Source organism: Mesorhizobium sp. M1365, from assembly GCF_040317865.1.
Lineage (GTDB): Bacteria > Pseudomonadota > Alphaproteobacteria > Rhizobiales > Rhizobiaceae > Mesorhizobium.
Genome location: NZ_JAMYLG010000020.1, coordinates 39,912 through 54,140 on the forward strand (window position 1 = coordinate 39,912; position 14,229 = coordinate 54,140).

At 61.9% G+C, this 14,229-nt stretch carries 20 protein-coding genes and 1 pseudogene; 13 read left to right on the plus strand and 8 right to left on the minus strand.

What is annotated here, in order from left to right:
- Nucleotides 1-2 precede the first annotated feature (2 nt).
- The 3 genes and pseudogenes from NKH04_RS20755 to NKH04_RS20760 form a co-directional block, all read right to left on the minus strand.
- Entirely contained in the window at nucleotides 3-341 is a 339-nt protein-coding gene (locus NKH04_RS20755) for an XdhC family protein (RefSeq protein WP_352474017.1), read from the minus strand.
- A gap of 85 nt (nucleotides 342-426) precedes the next feature.
- Nucleotides 427-523, minus strand: a pseudogene (locus NKH04_RS33255) (AAA family ATPase); the annotation flags it as partial.
- A gap of 33 nt (nucleotides 524-556) precedes the next feature.
- Nucleotides 557-1,051, minus strand: a complete 495-nt coding sequence (locus tag NKH04_RS20760) for a flavin reductase (protein ID WP_352457772.1) — start codon at nucleotides 1,049-1,051, stop codon at nucleotides 557-559.
- Between the two features lie 179 nt (nucleotides 1,052-1,230).
- Between NKH04_RS20760 and NKH04_RS20765 the strand changes: the two genes are divergently transcribed.
- The gene (locus tag NKH04_RS20765; protein ID WP_353044851.1) at nucleotides 1,231-2,304 is read left to right on the plus strand and encodes a branched-chain amino acid ABC transporter substrate-binding protein; all 1,074 of its coding nucleotides are present in this window, start codon (nucleotides 1,231-1,233) and stop codon (nucleotides 2,302-2,304) included.
- 14 nt (nucleotides 2,305-2,318) lie between these two features.
- A complete protein-coding gene (locus NKH04_RS20770; protein ID WP_353044871.1) occupies nucleotides 2,319-3,338 on the plus strand; it encodes a P1 family peptidase in 1,020 nt (339 codons plus the stop codon).
- A 46-nt stretch (nucleotides 3,339-3,384) separates the two neighbouring features.
- On the opposite strand, the gene NKH04_RS20775 is transcribed toward NKH04_RS20770, so the two are convergent.
- Nucleotides 3,385-3,639, minus strand: coding sequence for a DUF2171 domain-containing protein (locus tag NKH04_RS20775; protein ID WP_023674734.1), 255 nt, complete (start codon nucleotides 3,637-3,639; stop codon nucleotides 3,385-3,387).
- Nucleotides 3,640-3,888: 249 nt separating this feature from the next.
- Here NKH04_RS20775 and NKH04_RS20780 point away from each other — a divergent pair, with 249 nt between their 5' ends.
- Genes NKH04_RS20780 through NKH04_RS20795 form a run of 4 tightly spaced genes read left to right on the plus strand, consistent with a single transcriptional unit; the run spans nucleotide 3,889 to nucleotide 7,065 of the window.
- Nucleotides 3,889-4,614, plus strand: coding sequence for a DUF2259 domain-containing protein (locus NKH04_RS20780; protein ID WP_352772745.1), 726 nt, complete (start codon nucleotides 3,889-3,891; stop codon nucleotides 4,612-4,614).
- 11 nt (nucleotides 4,615-4,625) lie between these two features.
- Nucleotides 4,626-5,126, plus strand: a complete 501-nt coding sequence (locus NKH04_RS20785; protein WP_353044852.1) for a hypothetical protein — start codon at nucleotides 4,626-4,628, stop codon at nucleotides 5,124-5,126.
- A gap of 59 nt (nucleotides 5,127-5,185) precedes the next feature.
- Nucleotides 5,186-6,493, plus strand: coding sequence for an adenylosuccinate lyase (gene purB, locus NKH04_RS20790; RefSeq protein WP_352576020.1), 1,308 nt, complete (start codon nucleotides 5,186-5,188; stop codon nucleotides 6,491-6,493).
- Nucleotides 6,493-7,065 carry an RBBP9/YdeN family alpha/beta hydrolase gene (locus tag NKH04_RS20795; RefSeq protein ID WP_353044853.1) on the plus strand — a complete coding sequence of 191 codons (573 nt, stop codon included), beginning with the start codon at nucleotides 6,493-6,495 and terminating at the stop codon, nucleotides 7,063-7,065. Before purB ends, NKH04_RS20795 begins: the two co-directional genes overlap by 1 nt.
- Nucleotide 7,066: 1 nt before the next feature.
- Here NKH04_RS20795 and NKH04_RS20800 read toward each other — a convergent pair whose 3' ends face one another.
- Nucleotides 7,067-7,879 carry a VOC family protein gene (locus NKH04_RS20800; RefSeq protein ID WP_353044854.1) on the minus strand — a complete coding sequence of 271 codons (813 nt, stop codon included), beginning with the start codon at nucleotides 7,877-7,879 and terminating at the stop codon, nucleotides 7,067-7,069.
- A gap of 271 nt (nucleotides 7,880-8,150) precedes the next feature.
- On the opposite strand from NKH04_RS20800, the gene NKH04_RS20805 reads away from it, so the two are divergent.
- Nucleotides 8,151-8,699 carry an RBBP9/YdeN family alpha/beta hydrolase gene (locus NKH04_RS20805; protein WP_352474656.1) on the plus strand — a complete coding sequence of 183 codons (549 nt, stop codon included), beginning with the start codon at nucleotides 8,151-8,153 and terminating at the stop codon, nucleotides 8,697-8,699.
- 99 nt (nucleotides 8,700-8,798) lie between these two features.
- On the opposite strand, the gene NKH04_RS20810 is transcribed toward NKH04_RS20805, so the two are convergent.
- A complete protein-coding gene (locus tag NKH04_RS20810) occupies nucleotides 8,799-9,572 on the minus strand; it encodes an HpcH/HpaI aldolase family protein (RefSeq protein WP_352474655.1) in 774 nt (257 codons plus the stop codon).
- Between the two features lie 120 nt (nucleotides 9,573-9,692).
- A complete protein-coding gene (locus NKH04_RS20815; protein WP_254817651.1) occupies nucleotides 9,693-10,013 on the minus strand; it encodes a DUF1476 domain-containing protein in 321 nt (106 codons plus the stop codon).
- 270 nt (nucleotides 10,014-10,283) lie between these two features.
- On the opposite strand from NKH04_RS20815, the gene purC reads away from it, so the two are divergent.
- From purC to NKH04_RS20830, 3 genes are read left to right on the plus strand one after another with little or no spacing between them, the layout of a single operon-like run.
- Complete coding sequence (gene purC / locus NKH04_RS20820) at nucleotides 10,284-11,078, plus strand: phosphoribosylaminoimidazolesuccinocarboxamide synthase (RefSeq protein ID WP_023674725.1); 795 nt, start codon at nucleotides 10,284-10,286, stop codon at nucleotides 11,076-11,078.
- A gap of 40 nt (nucleotides 11,079-11,118) precedes the next feature.
- On the plus strand, nucleotides 11,119-11,361 hold the full coding sequence (purS, locus tag NKH04_RS20825) for a phosphoribosylformylglycinamidine synthase subunit PurS (protein WP_353044872.1): 243 nt from the start codon (nucleotides 11,119-11,121) through the stop codon (nucleotides 11,359-11,361).
- 18 nt (nucleotides 11,362-11,379) lie between these two features.
- Nucleotides 11,380-11,598: a hypothetical protein gene (locus tag NKH04_RS20830; RefSeq protein ID WP_353044855.1), complete on the plus strand. Its 219-nt coding sequence runs from the start codon at nucleotides 11,380-11,382 to the stop codon at nucleotides 11,596-11,598.
- On the opposite strand, the gene NKH04_RS20835 is transcribed toward NKH04_RS20830, so the two are convergent.
- Nucleotides 11,584-12,330, minus strand: coding sequence for a hypothetical protein (locus tag NKH04_RS20835; protein WP_353044856.1), 747 nt, complete (start codon nucleotides 12,328-12,330; stop codon nucleotides 11,584-11,586). The genes NKH04_RS20830 and NKH04_RS20835 overlap by 15 nt on opposite strands.
- Nucleotides 12,331-12,449: 119 nt before the next feature.
- Between NKH04_RS20835 and purQ the strand changes: the two genes are divergently transcribed.
- From purQ to NKH04_RS20850, 3 genes are read left to right on the plus strand one after another with little or no spacing between them, the layout of a single operon-like run.
- On the plus strand, nucleotides 12,450-13,118 hold the full coding sequence (gene purQ / locus NKH04_RS20840) for a phosphoribosylformylglycinamidine synthase subunit PurQ (protein ID WP_353044857.1): 669 nt from the start codon (nucleotides 12,450-12,452) through the stop codon (nucleotides 13,116-13,118).
- 31 nt (nucleotides 13,119-13,149) lie between these two features.
- Nucleotides 13,150-13,815 (plus strand): glutathione S-transferase family protein, encoded by a 666-nt coding sequence (locus NKH04_RS20845; RefSeq protein WP_352819664.1) that lies wholly within the window; start codon nucleotides 13,150-13,152, stop codon nucleotides 13,813-13,815.
- 2 nt (nucleotides 13,816-13,817) lie between these two features.
- Nucleotides 13,818-14,228, plus strand: a complete 411-nt coding sequence (locus tag NKH04_RS20850; RefSeq protein WP_352474652.1) for a hypothetical protein — start codon at nucleotides 13,818-13,820, stop codon at nucleotides 14,226-14,228.
- Nucleotide 14,229: the final 1 nt, after the last annotated feature.

A 14,229-nucleotide genomic window follows, 5' to 3' on the forward strand; every position in this document is an offset into this window, starting at 1 on the left:
GATCAACCCAATCTTTCTACATAGACCTTGATGCGGCCGCCGCATGACAGGCCGACTTGCCAGGCGGTCTCGTCTGCGACGCCGAATTCGAGCATTTTGGCCTTGCCGCTATCGATAACATCGACCGCCTCGGCGACCACGGCGCCTTCGACGCAGCCGCCCGAGACGGAGCCGTGGAAATTGCCTTCGGCGTCGATGACCAGGTGGCTACCGACCGGGCGCGGCGCCGAGCCCCAGGTCTCGACCACGGTGGCAATGGCGACATCCTTGCCGTCCTTCATCCAGCCCTCCGCGATGATCAGCGGGTCGCGGGCCTCATCGAGATAGATACTGCGTTCCATGATTTTCTCCCTGGCAGACATGTGGTGATGCGACGCGCTTCACGCCAGCCTCGATCCACGGGCGCGCGTCGACCGAACGCATAAAAAACAGCACGGTTGCCAGCGACCGGTCCGCCACATAGTCCGCACCGGTCAACAGATCGATCGTCCGCGGCGCCGGACGCGGTTTTCAACTCGGTCATCCTGTCTTCGCGGACGCGGCCATCTGAAAGCCTCTACAAAGCGTGGTAACCGCGGTTGTGATAGATCAGCGGCCGCAAATTATCGCCGATGCGCAAACCTGTAACCTTGCCAAAAAGCACACGGTGGGTGGCCAGATCCTTGGAGTCGATCAGTTCGCAGTCGAAGACGGCGAGCGCACCCTTCAGCGTCGGCGCACCGGTCGAGATCACATCCCATTCGGCCAATGCGAAACGCTCCTCGACCGGCAGGCCGGTAATGCCGGAAAAGCCGATCGACAGCGGCTCCTGATCCGAAGCCAGCGTGTTCAGGGCAAATTTGCCGTTTTCCACGAACGGCTCGTTCTTGGGATTTTCACGATTGAGGCAAACCAGGATGGTTGGCGGCGTGTCCGACACCGAGCAGGCCGCGATCACCGTCGCGCCGCGCCTGCCGGCAGGGCCATCGGTGGTGACTACATGCACATGGCCAGCAAAATGGGCCATCGCGTCGCGGTAGGCCTGCGGCCCGATGTCATTCTTCTTGAGCACCGATGATTTTCCACTAGTCAGAACCAACCGTTATATATGGGGGGATATTGCAGGCCACAAGCGAAGTGCTTGACCTATATCCCGAATTCGCGTGTTGCGCCAAAGCTGGCCAGCCTTTAGGTCTTGACGGCATTGGCGCCGGCAACCACGCGACCGGCGCGGAGGAATTCTTCGCTCGCATGCGACCTTGGACAACCACGATAGCGGTGCTGGCCTGGCTCTCGGTCGCCGGTAGTGCGAGCGCCGAGACGCTGCGGGTCGGCGTCGCGGCACCTTTGTCGGGGCCGTCGGCAATCCTCGGCAAACAGATCGAGGCCGGCGCGACAATGGCGGCTGAAGCTGACGGTACCGAGATCAGGACGATCGATGACGCCTGCACGGCCGACGGTGGCGCCGCCGCCGCGCGGGAATTCACCGCGGCCAAGGTCAACGTCGTCATCGGGTTTTTGTGCACCGACGCAATCGAGGCGGCTCTGCCGATCCTCAAGGATGCCGGCATACCGGTGATCACAGTCGGCGTTCGCACGGAAAGCCTGACCGACCGGCGCGCCAAGACCGGATGGCCGATCTATCGTCTCGGGCCGCGCGGCGACGACGAGCGCAATGCCGTCGCTGCCATCCTCACCCGCCTATGGCAGACCGAGCTGTTCGCCATCGTCGACGACGGCACGATCTATGGCCGCGAAATGGCCGAGACGTTTCGGGCAGCCGCCGAGCAAGCGGCTCTGAAGCCGGTGTTCGTCGACACGTTCCGGCCGCAGCTCGACAACCAGATCGGCCTGATCGGCCGGCTGAAGAAAGCCGGCGCAACGCATGTCTTTGCCGGCGGCGACGGCGATGATGTCGCCATTATGGGCCGGGATGCTGGCCAGCTAAATACCGGCATGGTGTTTGCCGGCGGCGAAGCGTTGCGCGCGCCGCTCGGCGACGTGCCTTATTCCGTCGGCACGCTGATGATCGCGCCGCCCGAATGGGCCGATGTCGCCGACCCCAAGGTGTTGCAGAGCTTTGCCGGACAAAACATCGTGCCGGAAGGTTACACGCTTCCCGCCTATGCCGCGGTCGAGATCGCCAAGTCGGCTTCAGCATTGACGCAAAGCTCCGGCGAGAGGCTGGCCAACGTGCTGACCGCGCATGACTTCACCACGGCGATCGGACCGATCCGCTTTGACGAAAAAGGTGACCTGACGCAAAATCCTTATCGAGCCTTCCGTTTCGACGGCGGCCGTTTCGTGCCGGCGGAGAGCCAATGATGTCCAGCACAGGGATGTTCCATACGGGTCCGCGCAATCTCATCACCGACGTCGCCGGCCTGCGTGTCGGCAATGCGGCGAATGCCAAGCTGAAATCTGGTGTGACCACCGTCATCTGCGACGAACCGGCCGTGGCCGGCGTGCAAATCCTGGGCGGTGCGCCGGGCACCCGCGAAACCGACCTGCTCGAGCCGCACAATTCGATCCACGCCATCCATGCCGTGGTGCTTTCGGGCGGGTCGGCTTTTGGCCTCGACGCCGCGTCGGGGGTGCAGGCAGCATTGCGTGAAAGAGGCATCGGCGTCGAGGTCGGCGGCTTTCGCGTGCCGATCGTGCCGGCGGCGATCCTGTTCGACCTGCGCAATGGCGGCGACAAGGATTGGGGCCGGTATCCGCCTTACCGTGACCTCGGCTACGAAGCCGCGCAAGCCGCCGCGATCGACTTTGCGCTCGGCACCGCCGGCGCGGGTGCCGGCGCGCTGAGCTCCGGCCTGAAAGGCGGGCTCGGCTCGGCCTCGACGGTGCTGGACAGCGGCGTCACCATCGGCGCGCTCGCCGCCGTCAACCCGACCGGCTCGGTGACGGTCGCAGGGACCCGCCATTTCTGGGCGGCGCCGTTCGAGATCGGCGACGAGTTCGGCGGGTTAGGCTATCCCCACCCGATGCCTGACGATGCCAGAAAGGTCCTGCTGAAGTTCCGTGACAAGCATGCGGCAGAACAGGCGGAAACCGGCGCCAACACGACCATCGCCGTGATCGCCACCGATGCGGTACTCACGAAGGCCGCCGCCAAACGTCTGGCGATATCGGCGCATGACGGCTTTGTCCGTGCCATTTGGCCGACACACACGCCCGCAGACGGCGATCTGGTCTTCGCGCTGGCAACGGGCAAGAGCGGCATTGAGCTCGCACCCAACGATGCCGTCGATCTCTACGCCGCGGCCGGCGCCACGATGGCACGCGCCATCAGCCGCGGCGTCTTTGCCGCGACGCCGGCCGAGGGCGATCTGTTCCCGGTCTGGTCGTCGCGCTGAACGCGCAACGCTCATTCGGGTGAGCCGTAGTCAGACTGGATTATGATCAGGTGGGTTCGGATTTTTCTTCCTCGAACGTGACCGCAACATCCGAGTTTGCCGACAGCCGCACCTTCTGGCCCTCGACCTCGGCGACAAGGCTGAGAGGAATGAAGTGGTGATGGCCCCTGTGAGCGCCCTCGCCGCTGTCGCGCTTGGTCAGCTTTATGCGATCTCCGTCAACCTTGTCGACGGTACCGACATGGACGCCGTCGGCGCCGATCACTTCCATACGTTCGCGAATCTTGGCTGCATCAGTCATTGGGGGTCTCCCTTAGAGCGCCGCGCGTCCCGTTGAACGCGCAAAGGACGCTCTAAACATCTTTGAATCAATGCACCGTGCCGTACGGAAATCCTCCCCGTTTTTGGGAGGGCACGATGCGGTGAAGTTGCCGACAATAACAAACGACGGCCGGATTGGATGCATCGACTTTGTGTTTCAGTCAGCACGATCTTTTGACGGCATCGTGATAGGAATTTGAGGGCGTCGACCGCCGGAATGGAAAGCCCCATGCGAAATCTTGCCCTGTTTGCAGTCTGCCTGCTTGCCCCGCTTGCGACTTTGGCCGCCGCCTTCGCAGGCGATGTCGCCGAGCTTGAGATCCTCGGCTTCAGCAGTGACGGCGGGGTCTTTGCCTTCGAGGAATACGGCGTCCAGGACGGATCGGGATTTCCCTATGCGACACGCTATTATATCGACACGGCCGACGACAGTTTCCTGAAGGGTTCGCCGATACGTGTCCGGCTCGACGACGAGAATGCCACGGTGGCCGCAGCGCGGCTGCGGGCCCGGCAAAGGGGCGAAGCGATCGTCAGTCAGGCGGAACTCACGGCAAATCGCGGCATCACCGCCGGCTTCAACCCGGTGACCGAGCTTTCTGCCGATCCCTTCCGCATGGTGGTCAATCCGCGCCCGATCTTCTCGCCGGTCGACGATCCGCTCGAGTTCCGGCTCGACCAGATCGGCATGAATGACACCGAACGCTGCCAGAGCCAGGGCGAGATCAACGGCTTTCGCCTGCTGCGCATCGAGGCGAAGGATGGCGGCCAGACGAGGATCATTCACGAGGACAAATCGATCCCGCAAAGCAGAGGCTGTCCGAATGGCTACCAGATCGGCGCGGTTCAGACATTTTCGCTGGATAGCCTCAGCGCCTATGCCGTGCTGATCGCGGTGCGCCAATACGGCTTCGAAGGGCCGGACTATCGCTGGATCGCGGTAACCGGTCGCCTGTGACGTTCCCCGCCATGCGCTATCGCGCTCTGCGCCGTCTCCGCCGTGTTCTGCCGTCGCTGCGCACCGCATTTGCCGGTGCCTTGCTGTGGGCGGCAGCGATGGGCGCCAGCGCGCTGCTCAATCTGCTGCAGTACGATTGGGAGACCCCGGCAAAGATCCGCTTCGTCTCGCTGCTTTATGCTGCCGGCGGTGCGCTGGCTTTCCCGATTGGGCTTCTCCTGGCGCGGCTCGTCTCGCTCGGACGCCACTGGGAGATCGCCCTCGCTGCCGCCTTCGTTTGCCTTCTCGCAGCGACGATCGCCGTCACCGGCGGCCTCTTTGGGCTGCAATACCGCTCCTACTATGTCCAATGGCATGCGCCTGCGTTCACCATCACCTGGATTTTCCAGTTCGTGTTCACGATGTTGACGGCACTCTATCAGTTCGTCGTCCTCGGCATCCGGCTGTATTTTCCGCTCGGTTTCGTTGCACTCGCTGTCGCCAGTGTCTGGTTTGCGCGCCAGCAACGTTGAGCATTTTGCCTGCCTCTGTTAGGACGCGGGCAAATGCTCTCACAAGTCAGGACCGACTGATGATCCCTCGCTACTCCCGGCCGGAAATGGTGGCCATCTGGTCACCCGAAACCCGGTTCCGTATCTGGTTCGAGATCGAGGCCTACGCCTGCGACGCATTGGCCGAGCTCGGCGTCATCCCGAAGGAGGCCGCCAAGACCATCTGGGAGAAAGGCGGAGCGGCGAAGTTCGACGTCGACGCCATCGATGAGATCGAGCGCGTCACCAAGCATGACGTCATCGCCTTTCTCACCCATCTTGCTGAATTCGTCGGGCCGGATGCCCGCTTCATCCACCAGGGCATGACATCCTCCGACGTTCTCGACACCTGTTTTGCCGTGCAGCTCACCCGCGCCAGCGACATCCTGCTGGCCGACATTGACGGGCTGCTTGCGGCGCTCAAGCGCCGCGCCTTCGAGCACAAGGACACCATCACCATCGGCCGCAGCCACGGCATCCATGCCGAGCCGACCACCTTCGGCGTCAAGCTGGCGCAGGCCTATGCCGAATTCTCGCGTTGCCGCGAGCGGCTGGTGCACGCACGCGAGGACATCGCCACCTGCGCCATCTCGGGTGCGGTCGGCACCTTCGCCAATATCGACCCCTATGTCGAAGAATATGTGGCCAAGAAACTCGGACTGAAGCCCGAGCCGGTGTCGACGCAGGTGATTCCGCGCGACCGCCATGCGATGTTCTTCGCCACGCTCGGCGTCATCGCCTCGTCGATCGAGCGGCTGGCGATCGAGGTGCGCCATCTGCAGCGCACCGAGGTACTCGAAGCAGAAGAGTACTTTTCACCCGGCCAGAAGGGCTCGTCGGCGATGCCGCACAAGCGCAACCCGGTGCTGACCGAGAACCTCACCGGCCTTGCCCGCATGGTGCGCTCCTTCGCATTGCCGGCAATGGAGAATGTGGCGCTCTGGCACGAACGCGACATCTCGCATTCCTCGGTCGAGCGCATGATCGGGCCCGACGCGACGGTGACGCTCGATTTCGCGCTCTCACGCCTGACCAGCGTTGTCGACAAACTGCTCGTCTACCCCGACAACATGCTGAAGAACATGAACAAATTCCGTGGCCTTGTGCATTCGCAGCGCGTGCTGCTGGCGCTGACGCAAGCCGGTGTTTCGCGCGAGGACGCCTACCGGCTGGTGCAGCGCAACGCCATGAAGGTGTGGGAGCAAGGCGCTGATTTTCTTGAGGAACTTTTGGCCGACAAGGACGTTGTCGCAGCCTTGCCCGAGGCCGAGATCCGCGAGAAATTCGACTTGGGCTATCATACCAAGCACGTCGATACGATCTTTAGCCGAGTGTTTGGAGAAGCCTGATGATTTCGTCGGCCGGAGATTTCGATTTCCTCGCCCTGCCCGGGCGCGGCAATTCCGGGCCGGATCATTGGATGTCGCATTGGTGCCGGGTGTTCCCCAATTCGAGCCGCGTGCTGCAGGCCGAGTGGGACCGGCCGAAGCCTGAAGACTGGATCGGCCAGTTGGATGCCGCGGTGGCCGCCGCACCGCGCCGCGTCGTGCTGCTTGCGCATTCGCTGGCGGTGGCGACGGCGGTGAAGTGGGCTGCCGGCGCCAGTCAAAGCCAGCTCGACAAGGTCGCGGCGGCATTCCTGGTTGCCGCGACCAATGTCGAGGATACCGATCCTTCATTCGACGCGGTGCGCCCGTTCGCGCCGATGCCGCTGAAGCGCCTGCCCTTCCCGACATTGGTGGTGGCGAGCCGCAGCGACCCACGCGTCACTTTCGACAAGGCGACCGCCTTTGCCGGAGCCTGGGGTGCGGACATCGCCGATGCCGGCGATCTTGGCCATATGGGAAACGAGGCCCGCCTCGGCTTATGGCCAGCGGGCCTGCTGATGCTTGGACGCCTGCTTGAGAAGGCGAACCTCTAGCCTACGCCTTACCGGGAACCGTCCTTATCGCCGTGCCCCACGGATCCTCGCGGGTGGTCTCGCTTGCGGCATTGTCCGAACGCATCTCGACCCAGGCCAAGCCGGAGCGGGCGGGATCGCGGTGACCGGCGCCCGCGCTCTGCCACGCATTCGCGCCAATGTGGTGATGATAGCCGCCGGACGACAGGAACACCGCCGCGCCACCGTATTTTGCCACAGTGTCGAAACCGAACTCCTGATGCCACCATGCTTCGGCTTCTTCCGGCCTGCCGACCCGCAAATGGACGTGGCCGATAATGCTGTTTTCCGGCGCGCCCTGCCAGCCGGCGTCACCGGCCGGCACTTCGGCAATGACCGACGGAATGTTCAGCCGCTCCGTCGCCATCGCGATCTTGTCGCCATTCCATTTCCAATCCTGGGGGCGGCGGTCGGCATAGATCTCGATGCCGTTGCCTTCCGGGTCGGTCAGATAAAGAGCCTCGCTGACCAGATGGTCGGATGCGCCCTCGATGCCGATCTTGCCGGCGATGGCGTGATTGATCCAGCGGCCGAGATCGGCCCGGCTGGGTAGCAGGAAGGCGGTGTGGAAAAGACCGGCGCTGCGCGGGTCATCGGGTTTCGCAGCCGGATCCGCTTCGATGTCGAGCAAAGGGCGATTGACTGCGCCGAGCGTAATCGTGCCGCTGGAGCGGCTCAGTTCCTGCAAACCGACGACTTTGCGATAGTAGGCAGCGAGATTTTCTGCATCGCGAGCCCGCAAGCCGACACGGGCAACGCTGACCGGGGTCGTCGCGGCAAAAGGCAGTTCGCTCATCAAAGTGCTCCGTTCAGCCGGCGCTCGACAAGCTTCCAACGGAGGAACCCGGCGCCATCAATCATTCTACGCCGTGTCCGTGCCAAAATCTCGGAACAGCCATTCTTTCCCAGCGACAGATCGTCGATCGCGATCGTTCACACAAGAGCGCAAGAAGCGAACATGGTGTTCACAATAGCGAGCAGAACCGGGCTGATGAGAGGCCGTTTGCGTGTCGCTGTCGAGTTCATACCCGGTTGCACCCGACAGCGCCTCTCGCTACATGCGCGCCATGAAAGTCAGGGAAGCAGATATTCTCATCGTGCCGGGCTACACCAATTCCGGCCCCGATCATTGGCAGAGCCGCTGGCAGTCGAAACTATCGACAGCGCGCCGCGTCGAACAGACGGAATGGTCGAAGCCGGTGCGCGAGGATTGGACGGCCGGTGTCGCCAAGGCGGTTAACGAGGCCGAGCGGCCGGTCGTCATTGTCGCTCACTCGCTTGGCGTCGCCGCGGTCATCCAGGCATTGCCTCGGTTCGAGCGACCGGTCGCCGGCGCTTTCTTCGTGGCGCCGCCCGATGTCGCCAACCCTGAAATAAAGCCGAGGCACCTGATGACCTTCGGCCCCTACCCGCGTGACCCGCTGCCATTTCCGTCGGTGGTGATCGCAAGCCGCAACGACCCGTTCTGCGCCTTCGGCGTCGCCGAGGACATTGCCGCGGCGTGGGGCTCGCTGTTCATCGACGCCGGCGATGCCGGTCATCTCAACGCGGATTCCGGCTTCGGCCCATGGCCCGAAGGTTCGATGACGTTCGCGAAATTCCTGACGGACCTCTAGAGCGGTTCATCGTTTCACGGAAACGGCGAACCGCTCTATCTCTTTGTTTTGACGCAATTCCGGACGGAAAAACCGTTTCACACTTTTCCTGGGATTGCTCTAGGAAGCGATCGAATCCCTGACGCTGCTCAGCAGGGTCTTTGCCCCAAGCGAAATCAGCGAATGCTCGGAACCCAACGCCAGCAGCCGGTAGCCCATCGACACCACGCGACCGGCGATGGCCGGTTCCATCACATAGATCGCCGCATGCTTGCCGGCCTTGCGGGTGCGCTCGGCGATCGAGGCGACGGTCTCCATCATGCTCTCCAGCGTCGAACTGACGGTGGTCCCCTTCGACCAGGCGATCGAGAAATCCGACGGGCCGAGGAAGATCCCATCGATACCCGGCGTGTCGAGAATGCCGTCGAGTGCATCAAGCGCGGCGCGCGTTTCGACCATGGCGAACGCCATGGTGCGCTGGTTGCTGTCGCGCAGCCAGTCGGCATAATCGCCCTTGCCATGGCGCGGAAAAGCATAGGTGGGACCCCAGGAGCGCTCGCCGAGCGGCGGGTATTTCATGGCGGCGGCAAACAGCTTTGCGTCCGCCACTGAATTCACCATCGGCGCAATCACAGCCTCGGCGCCGAAGTCGAGCGCGCGGCTGGCCATGTCGAAGCGGCCGACCGGGATGCGCACCAAAGCCGGCTTGTTGGCGGCCAGCACCGGCACAAGCCCGCGCAGCACGCTGTCCTCGTGATGGCCCCCATGCTGCATGTCGAGCGTAACCGCGTCGAACCCTTGCCTGGCCAGTATCTCGACCGTCAAGGCATCCGGCACGCCGGACCATGCGGTGAACAGCGTCTCGTCGACCGCAAGGCGTGACTTCAGGGACATTGGCGATTTCCTCTTTGCTTGCAGCAATTCAGCCGGAAATGACCGCAAAGGCAAAGAAAAACCGCGCGGTTAGGCCGGGCGGTCGATTGGTCCAGCATTCGATCGGTACCGGCTGAAAAATCAGGTGTTCTTGATCTGCTCGATCGCCTGCGCCATCAATTCATCCATGGTGCGGCGGATCTGATGGTCCGACTGGTCGATGCCCGCCGCATCGAAATCCTTGCGTATCTTGCGGAAAACGTCGTGATCGCCGGCTTCCTCGATGTCGCTGACGACCACTTCCCTGGCATAAGCGTCGGCATCGGTGCCGGATTTGCCGAGCTTTTCGGCAGCCCACAGGCCGAGCGCTCTGTTGCGGCGTGCCGCAGCCTTGAACCGAAGTTCCTCGTCGAATGCGAATTTGCGCTCAAAGCCCTCTTCGCGGTCTTTCATGCTGCTCATGGCATCCCTCCGTGAAATCCGATTCGTTGTGCCAATATGTGTTGCCGGAGCACAAACCAAAAGGGCGCAGGCCGGTCAATATGCTACATTGCTTGCTGCGCTGCGGCATTTCGGTGCCCGAAAGCGGTTGATTGAAAGGATTTGCCGATTGAGCAAACAGTGCGATTGGGATAGACACCGGCATTGAACCCCACCGTCGCCATCTTATTTTAGGCAGACGGACAGGAACTGGTCGCTTGCCGCCTGCCCGCAAATCCAGAGAAAAATCAGATGAAAAATCGCCGCCGCATCTATGAAGGCAAGGCCAAGATCCTTTATGAGGGACCGGAGCCTGGCACGCTGATCCAGTTCTTCAAGGACGACGCTACCGCTTTCAACAAGAAGAAGCATGAAATCGTCGATGGCAAAGGCGTGCTCAACAACCGCATTTCCGAGCACATCTTCAACCATCTCAACCGGATGGGCATTCCGACCCACTTCATCCGCCGGCTCAACATGCGCGAGCAGTTGATCAAGGAAGTCGAGATCATCCCGCTCGAAGTGGTGGTGCGCAACGTCGCCGCCGGCTCGCTGGCCAAGCGCCTGGGCATCGAGGAAGGCACCGTGCTGCCGCGCTCGATCATCGAATTCTATTACAAGGCCGATGCACTCGACGATCCGATGGTATCGGAAGAGCACATCACCGCCTTCGGCTGGGCGAGCCCACAGGAGATCGACGATGTCATGGCGCTGGCCATTCGCGTCAACGACTTCCTTTCCGGCCTGTTCATGGGCGTCGGCATCCAATTGGTCGATTTCAAGATCGAATGCGGCCGCCTGTTCGAAGGCGACATGATGCGCATCGTCGTCGCCGATGAGATCTCGCCGGATTCCTGCCGGCTGTGGGACGTGGCGACGCAGGACAAGCTCGACAAGGACCGCTTCCGCCGCGACATGGGCGGGCTGGTCGAAGCTTATCAGGAAGTTGCCCGCCGCCTCGGCATCATGAACGAGAACGAACCGCCGCGCCCAGCCGGACCGGTGCTCGTCGCATCGACCGACGGTGTCAAAGGCAAGCCGCACTGATGGCTTGCCCGCTCAACAGATGAACAGGAACATGTCCAGCGTGATCAAGGCCCGCATTACCGTAACCCTCAAGAACGGCGTGCTAGACCCACAAGGCAAGGCAATCGAGCATGCGCTGTCCGCAATGGGTTTCGGCGGCATCGGCCAGGTGCGGCAAGGCAAAGTTTTTGATATCGAACTTGCCGAGAGCGACAAGGCCAAGGCCGAAGCGGATCTGAAAGCCATGTGCGACAAGCTTCTGGCGAATACGGTGATTGAGAATTATAGTGTGGCCATTACCTGAGGTTGTCCCGGAGGGTAGATGACCGAGATCGATGGAAGCCTGATTTTTGAAGTCCTCAAATCCATTCAGTCGCGGCTGGACAGGATGGATTTGACACTTGGCGAAGTAAAGTTCGAGTTGGGCTCGATCCGTGGTCATCTCATCGCCACCGAGGGCGATGTGAAGAACATTTACGGTGTGCTGGCGCGGCAGGACGATCGCCTTGGGCATAGCGAACGCCGCTTAGAGCGCGCCTAAAACGAGGGCCAGTTTGTACAGCCCGTGAATTCCTGCGGCCAAAAAGAGGCCCGCCACTACCACTGCCGATAACGTCCATCGTCGAGCCTGGGTTGGCCGCCTCACACCGCCATATTTAGCATGAATGTCCAGTATTTCGGCATGCAGCCCCGAGTCAGTTCGCAACTCGTTATGGTTTCGATGGAGAGCTATCGCTCGAAAGCACAGAATATCAATCATAATAAGCATCCAAGACCCAAAACCAAGCCAGATGCTCATCACGTAAATGCGAATAAAATTAGTATTGTGACTCTGTAGGCATGCGTCAGCTATGCTCAATCGCCGCCCGAAAAATCTGCGGCCTGTTGAACTTAGCCAAAACCCGTCGTCGTTCATCGCCATTGCCAGCAAGATGAGAATGAACGCAGATGTCCCAAGCAGAAGCTTGAGATATCCGGCCCTGTTCGCAGCGTCTCGAACACAAACCACGGCAAGGCACGCCATGAGGCCCAGAAGCACCAGGCAGATCGTCAATGCATAGGAAATCTGCGCCATGATCAGATTGGCAAAAGACGAGGAGCACCGCCCGAGATCGACTTTCAGAGAAAGCGCTTTCGAAAACGCCGTCGCAAAGGTTGCGTCAGCTTGAGAAAAGAACGCATAGATAAATGCGGAAACAAGCAGGACAATCGCACCGGAGACCCCGGCGGCCCAGTGTCGGTCTTCGAATTTCAGTTCCCAGCCGCTCTTCAAATGCGTTCGCCCGGTTTGCCGTCGTTAAATAGCCCAAAAGCCTTAACTGCCGCTTGACCCGTGAATACGCCGCCGATACGCCAAACTTGGATATGCCTCTTGATTCAATTGGACACGCCATGAAATCAGCCGTCGTCCTGCTCCCCGGCCTCAATCGCGACCGCGACATGATCGCGGCGCTGACCAAGATTTCCGGCACGCCGCCGGTCACCGTCTGGCAGACCGACACCGAAATTCCCGATGTCGACCTGATCGCCATTCCCGGCGGCTTTTCCTTCGGCGATTATCTGCGCTGCGGCGCGATTGCCGCGCGCATGCCAGTAATGCGGGCGGTGGCCGAAAAGGCGGCCATGGGCGTCATGGTCATCGGCGTCTGCAACGGCTTCCAGATCCTGGTCGAGGCCGGCCTGCTGCCGGGCGCATTGATGCGCAATACCTCGCTGAAATTCGTCTGCCGGCAAGTCAAGCTGCAGATCGCCAACGCCAACACGATGTTTACCCGCCGCTATCAGCCGGGCCAGGTCATCCGCGCGCCGGTGGCGCACCATGACGGCAATTATTTCGCCGATGCCGAAACGCTGGCCCGCCTCGAAGGCGAAGGCCAGGTGGTGTTCCGCTATGCCGAAGGCACCAATCCCAACGGCTCGATCAACGACATTGCCGGCATCGTCAACGGCCGCGGCAACGTGCTCGGCCTGATGCCGCATCCCGAGAACCTGATCGAAGCGGCGCATGGCGGCAGCGACGGCCGGGCGCTGTTCGAAAGCGCGCTGGGCATCGCCGCTTGATACCTTCAATTTTCCTCCTGGAGCCACGGTCATGAAACTCTATTCGCGGCCGTTGTCGCCCTATTCGTCGATCGTGCGGGCGTTGGCCTACATCAAGAACGTGCCGCTCAAGCTCATTGCACCGCCGCCGGGGTTTCCCATCCCCGAGGCGTTTCGTGCCATCTCGCCGTTGAACCGGATTCCGGTGCTGATCACCGGCTCCGGCGAAACGATCGTCGAATCGGTGGTCATCGCCGAATATCTGGAGGAGCGCTTTCCCGAGCCGGCGCTGCTGCCGAGGGACTCGAAGGACCGGGCGCTGGTGCGCATGTTCGCCCGCATCACCGACCTCGACGTGCTCGCCCCGACCATGAAGCTGTTCGAGCTCCATTTCGTGCCGCAGCGCAACGAGGCGGAGATCAAGGCACAGTTCGCCCGATTGCATCACGGGCTTGCGGCAATCGAGGCGCGCATGGCGCATGGCCCGTTCGCGCTCAGCGACGACATCTCCTTCGCCGATGCCTGGCTGACGCCGACCCGCTTCGTCTTCAACAATTTCAGGGCGACGATCGGCCGCCCCGACCTGCTTGATGGCTATCCGAAATTCGATGCCTATGAGCAAATCGCCCTGCAGCATCCGGCGCTGTCGCGCGTCTGGGGTGAGATGACAGACGGTCTGAAGGTGTTTCTGTCCGAACTCGAGATGGGCGCCGCTTGACCATGCGATCGACACTCGCCCGCCTCGCCCTCGCCGCTTCCGCCGGTCTTGTACTCGCCTCCTGCCAGTCAGGCCCGAAGAGCGCGCCGGCGCCGGCGGGCAAGAGCGCGTCACTGCTTGCCATGGAGCAGGTGGCAATAGCTGCCCACAAATGCTGGATCGCCAGCAAGGACCCTGCCTTCAAATCGTACCAGATGGCCAACGAGCTGAATTCGTTCAGCGGCACGCCGCGCTTCCTGCTGGTGCCGGCCAAACATTATGGTGGAAAGCCGTTGCTGGTCGTGCAGGCGCAAGGCAATTCGAGCCGCGTCGACGTGTTCGGCCCATTGATGGCGGAACCGCTCGGCGCCCGCATCGGCTCGGACATTGCCCGCTGGCAGGCGGGCAATCCGGCCTGCGGCGCTGCTGCCTAGC

What these genes read in the sequence shown, in the direction of transcription:
- NKH04_RS20780 (WP_352772745.1), top strand. Translation starts at nt 3,889, where the DNA reads ATGCGAAATCTTGCCCTGTTTGCAGTCTGCCTGCTTGCCCCGCTTGCG.
- purC (WP_023674725.1), top strand. Translation starts at nt 10,284, where the DNA reads ATGAAAAATCGCCGCCGCATCTATGAAGGCAAGGCCAAGATCCTTTAT.
- NKH04_RS20785 (WP_353044852.1), top strand. Translation starts at nt 4,626, where the DNA reads ATGCGCTATCGCGCTCTGCGCCGTCTCCGCCGTGTTCTGCCGTCGCTG.
- NKH04_RS20850 (WP_352474652.1), top strand. Translation starts at nt 13,818, where the DNA reads ATGCGATCGACACTCGCCCGCCTCGCCCTCGCCGCTTCCGCCGGTCTT.
- NKH04_RS20800 (WP_353044854.1), bottom strand. Translation starts at nt 7,879, where the DNA reads ATGAGCGAACTGCCTTTTGCCGCGACGACCCCGGTCAGCGTTGCCCGT.
- purQ (WP_353044857.1), top strand. Translation starts at nt 12,450, where the DNA reads ATGAAATCAGCCGTCGTCCTGCTCCCCGGCCTCAATCGCGACCGCGAC.
- NKH04_RS20830 (WP_353044855.1), top strand. Translation starts at nt 11,380, where the DNA reads ATGACCGAGATCGATGGAAGCCTGATTTTTGAAGTCCTCAAATCCATT.
- NKH04_RS20810 (WP_352474655.1), bottom strand. Translation starts at nt 9,572, where the DNA reads ATGTCCCTGAAGTCACGCCTTGCGGTCGACGAGACGCTGTTCACCGCA.
- NKH04_RS20795 (WP_353044853.1), top strand. Translation starts at nt 6,493, where the DNA reads ATGATTTCGTCGGCCGGAGATTTCGATTTCCTCGCCCTGCCCGGGCGC.
- NKH04_RS20770 (WP_353044871.1), top strand. Translation starts at nt 2,319, where the DNA reads ATGTTCCATACGGGTCCGCGCAATCTCATCACCGACGTCGCCGGCCTG.
- NKH04_RS20805 (WP_352474656.1), top strand. Translation starts at nt 8,151, where the DNA reads ATGAAAGTCAGGGAAGCAGATATTCTCATCGTGCCGGGCTACACCAAT.
- NKH04_RS20765 (WP_353044851.1), top strand. Translation starts at nt 1,231, where the DNA reads ATGCGACCTTGGACAACCACGATAGCGGTGCTGGCCTGGCTCTCGGTC.
- NKH04_RS20845 (WP_352819664.1), top strand. Translation starts at nt 13,150, where the DNA reads ATGAAACTCTATTCGCGGCCGTTGTCGCCCTATTCGTCGATCGTGCGG.
- NKH04_RS20755 (WP_352474017.1), bottom strand. Translation starts at nt 341, where the DNA reads ATGGAACGCAGTATCTATCTCGATGAGGCCCGCGACCCGCTGATCATC.
- NKH04_RS20775 (WP_023674734.1), bottom strand. Translation starts at nt 3,639, where the DNA reads ATGACTGATGCAGCCAAGATTCGCGAACGTATGGAAGTGATCGGCGCC.
- purB (WP_352576020.1), top strand. Translation starts at nt 5,186, where the DNA reads ATGATCCCTCGCTACTCCCGGCCGGAAATGGTGGCCATCTGGTCACCC.
- NKH04_RS20815 (WP_254817651.1), bottom strand. Translation starts at nt 10,013, where the DNA reads ATGAGCAGCATGAAAGACCGCGAAGAGGGCTTTGAGCGCAAATTCGCA.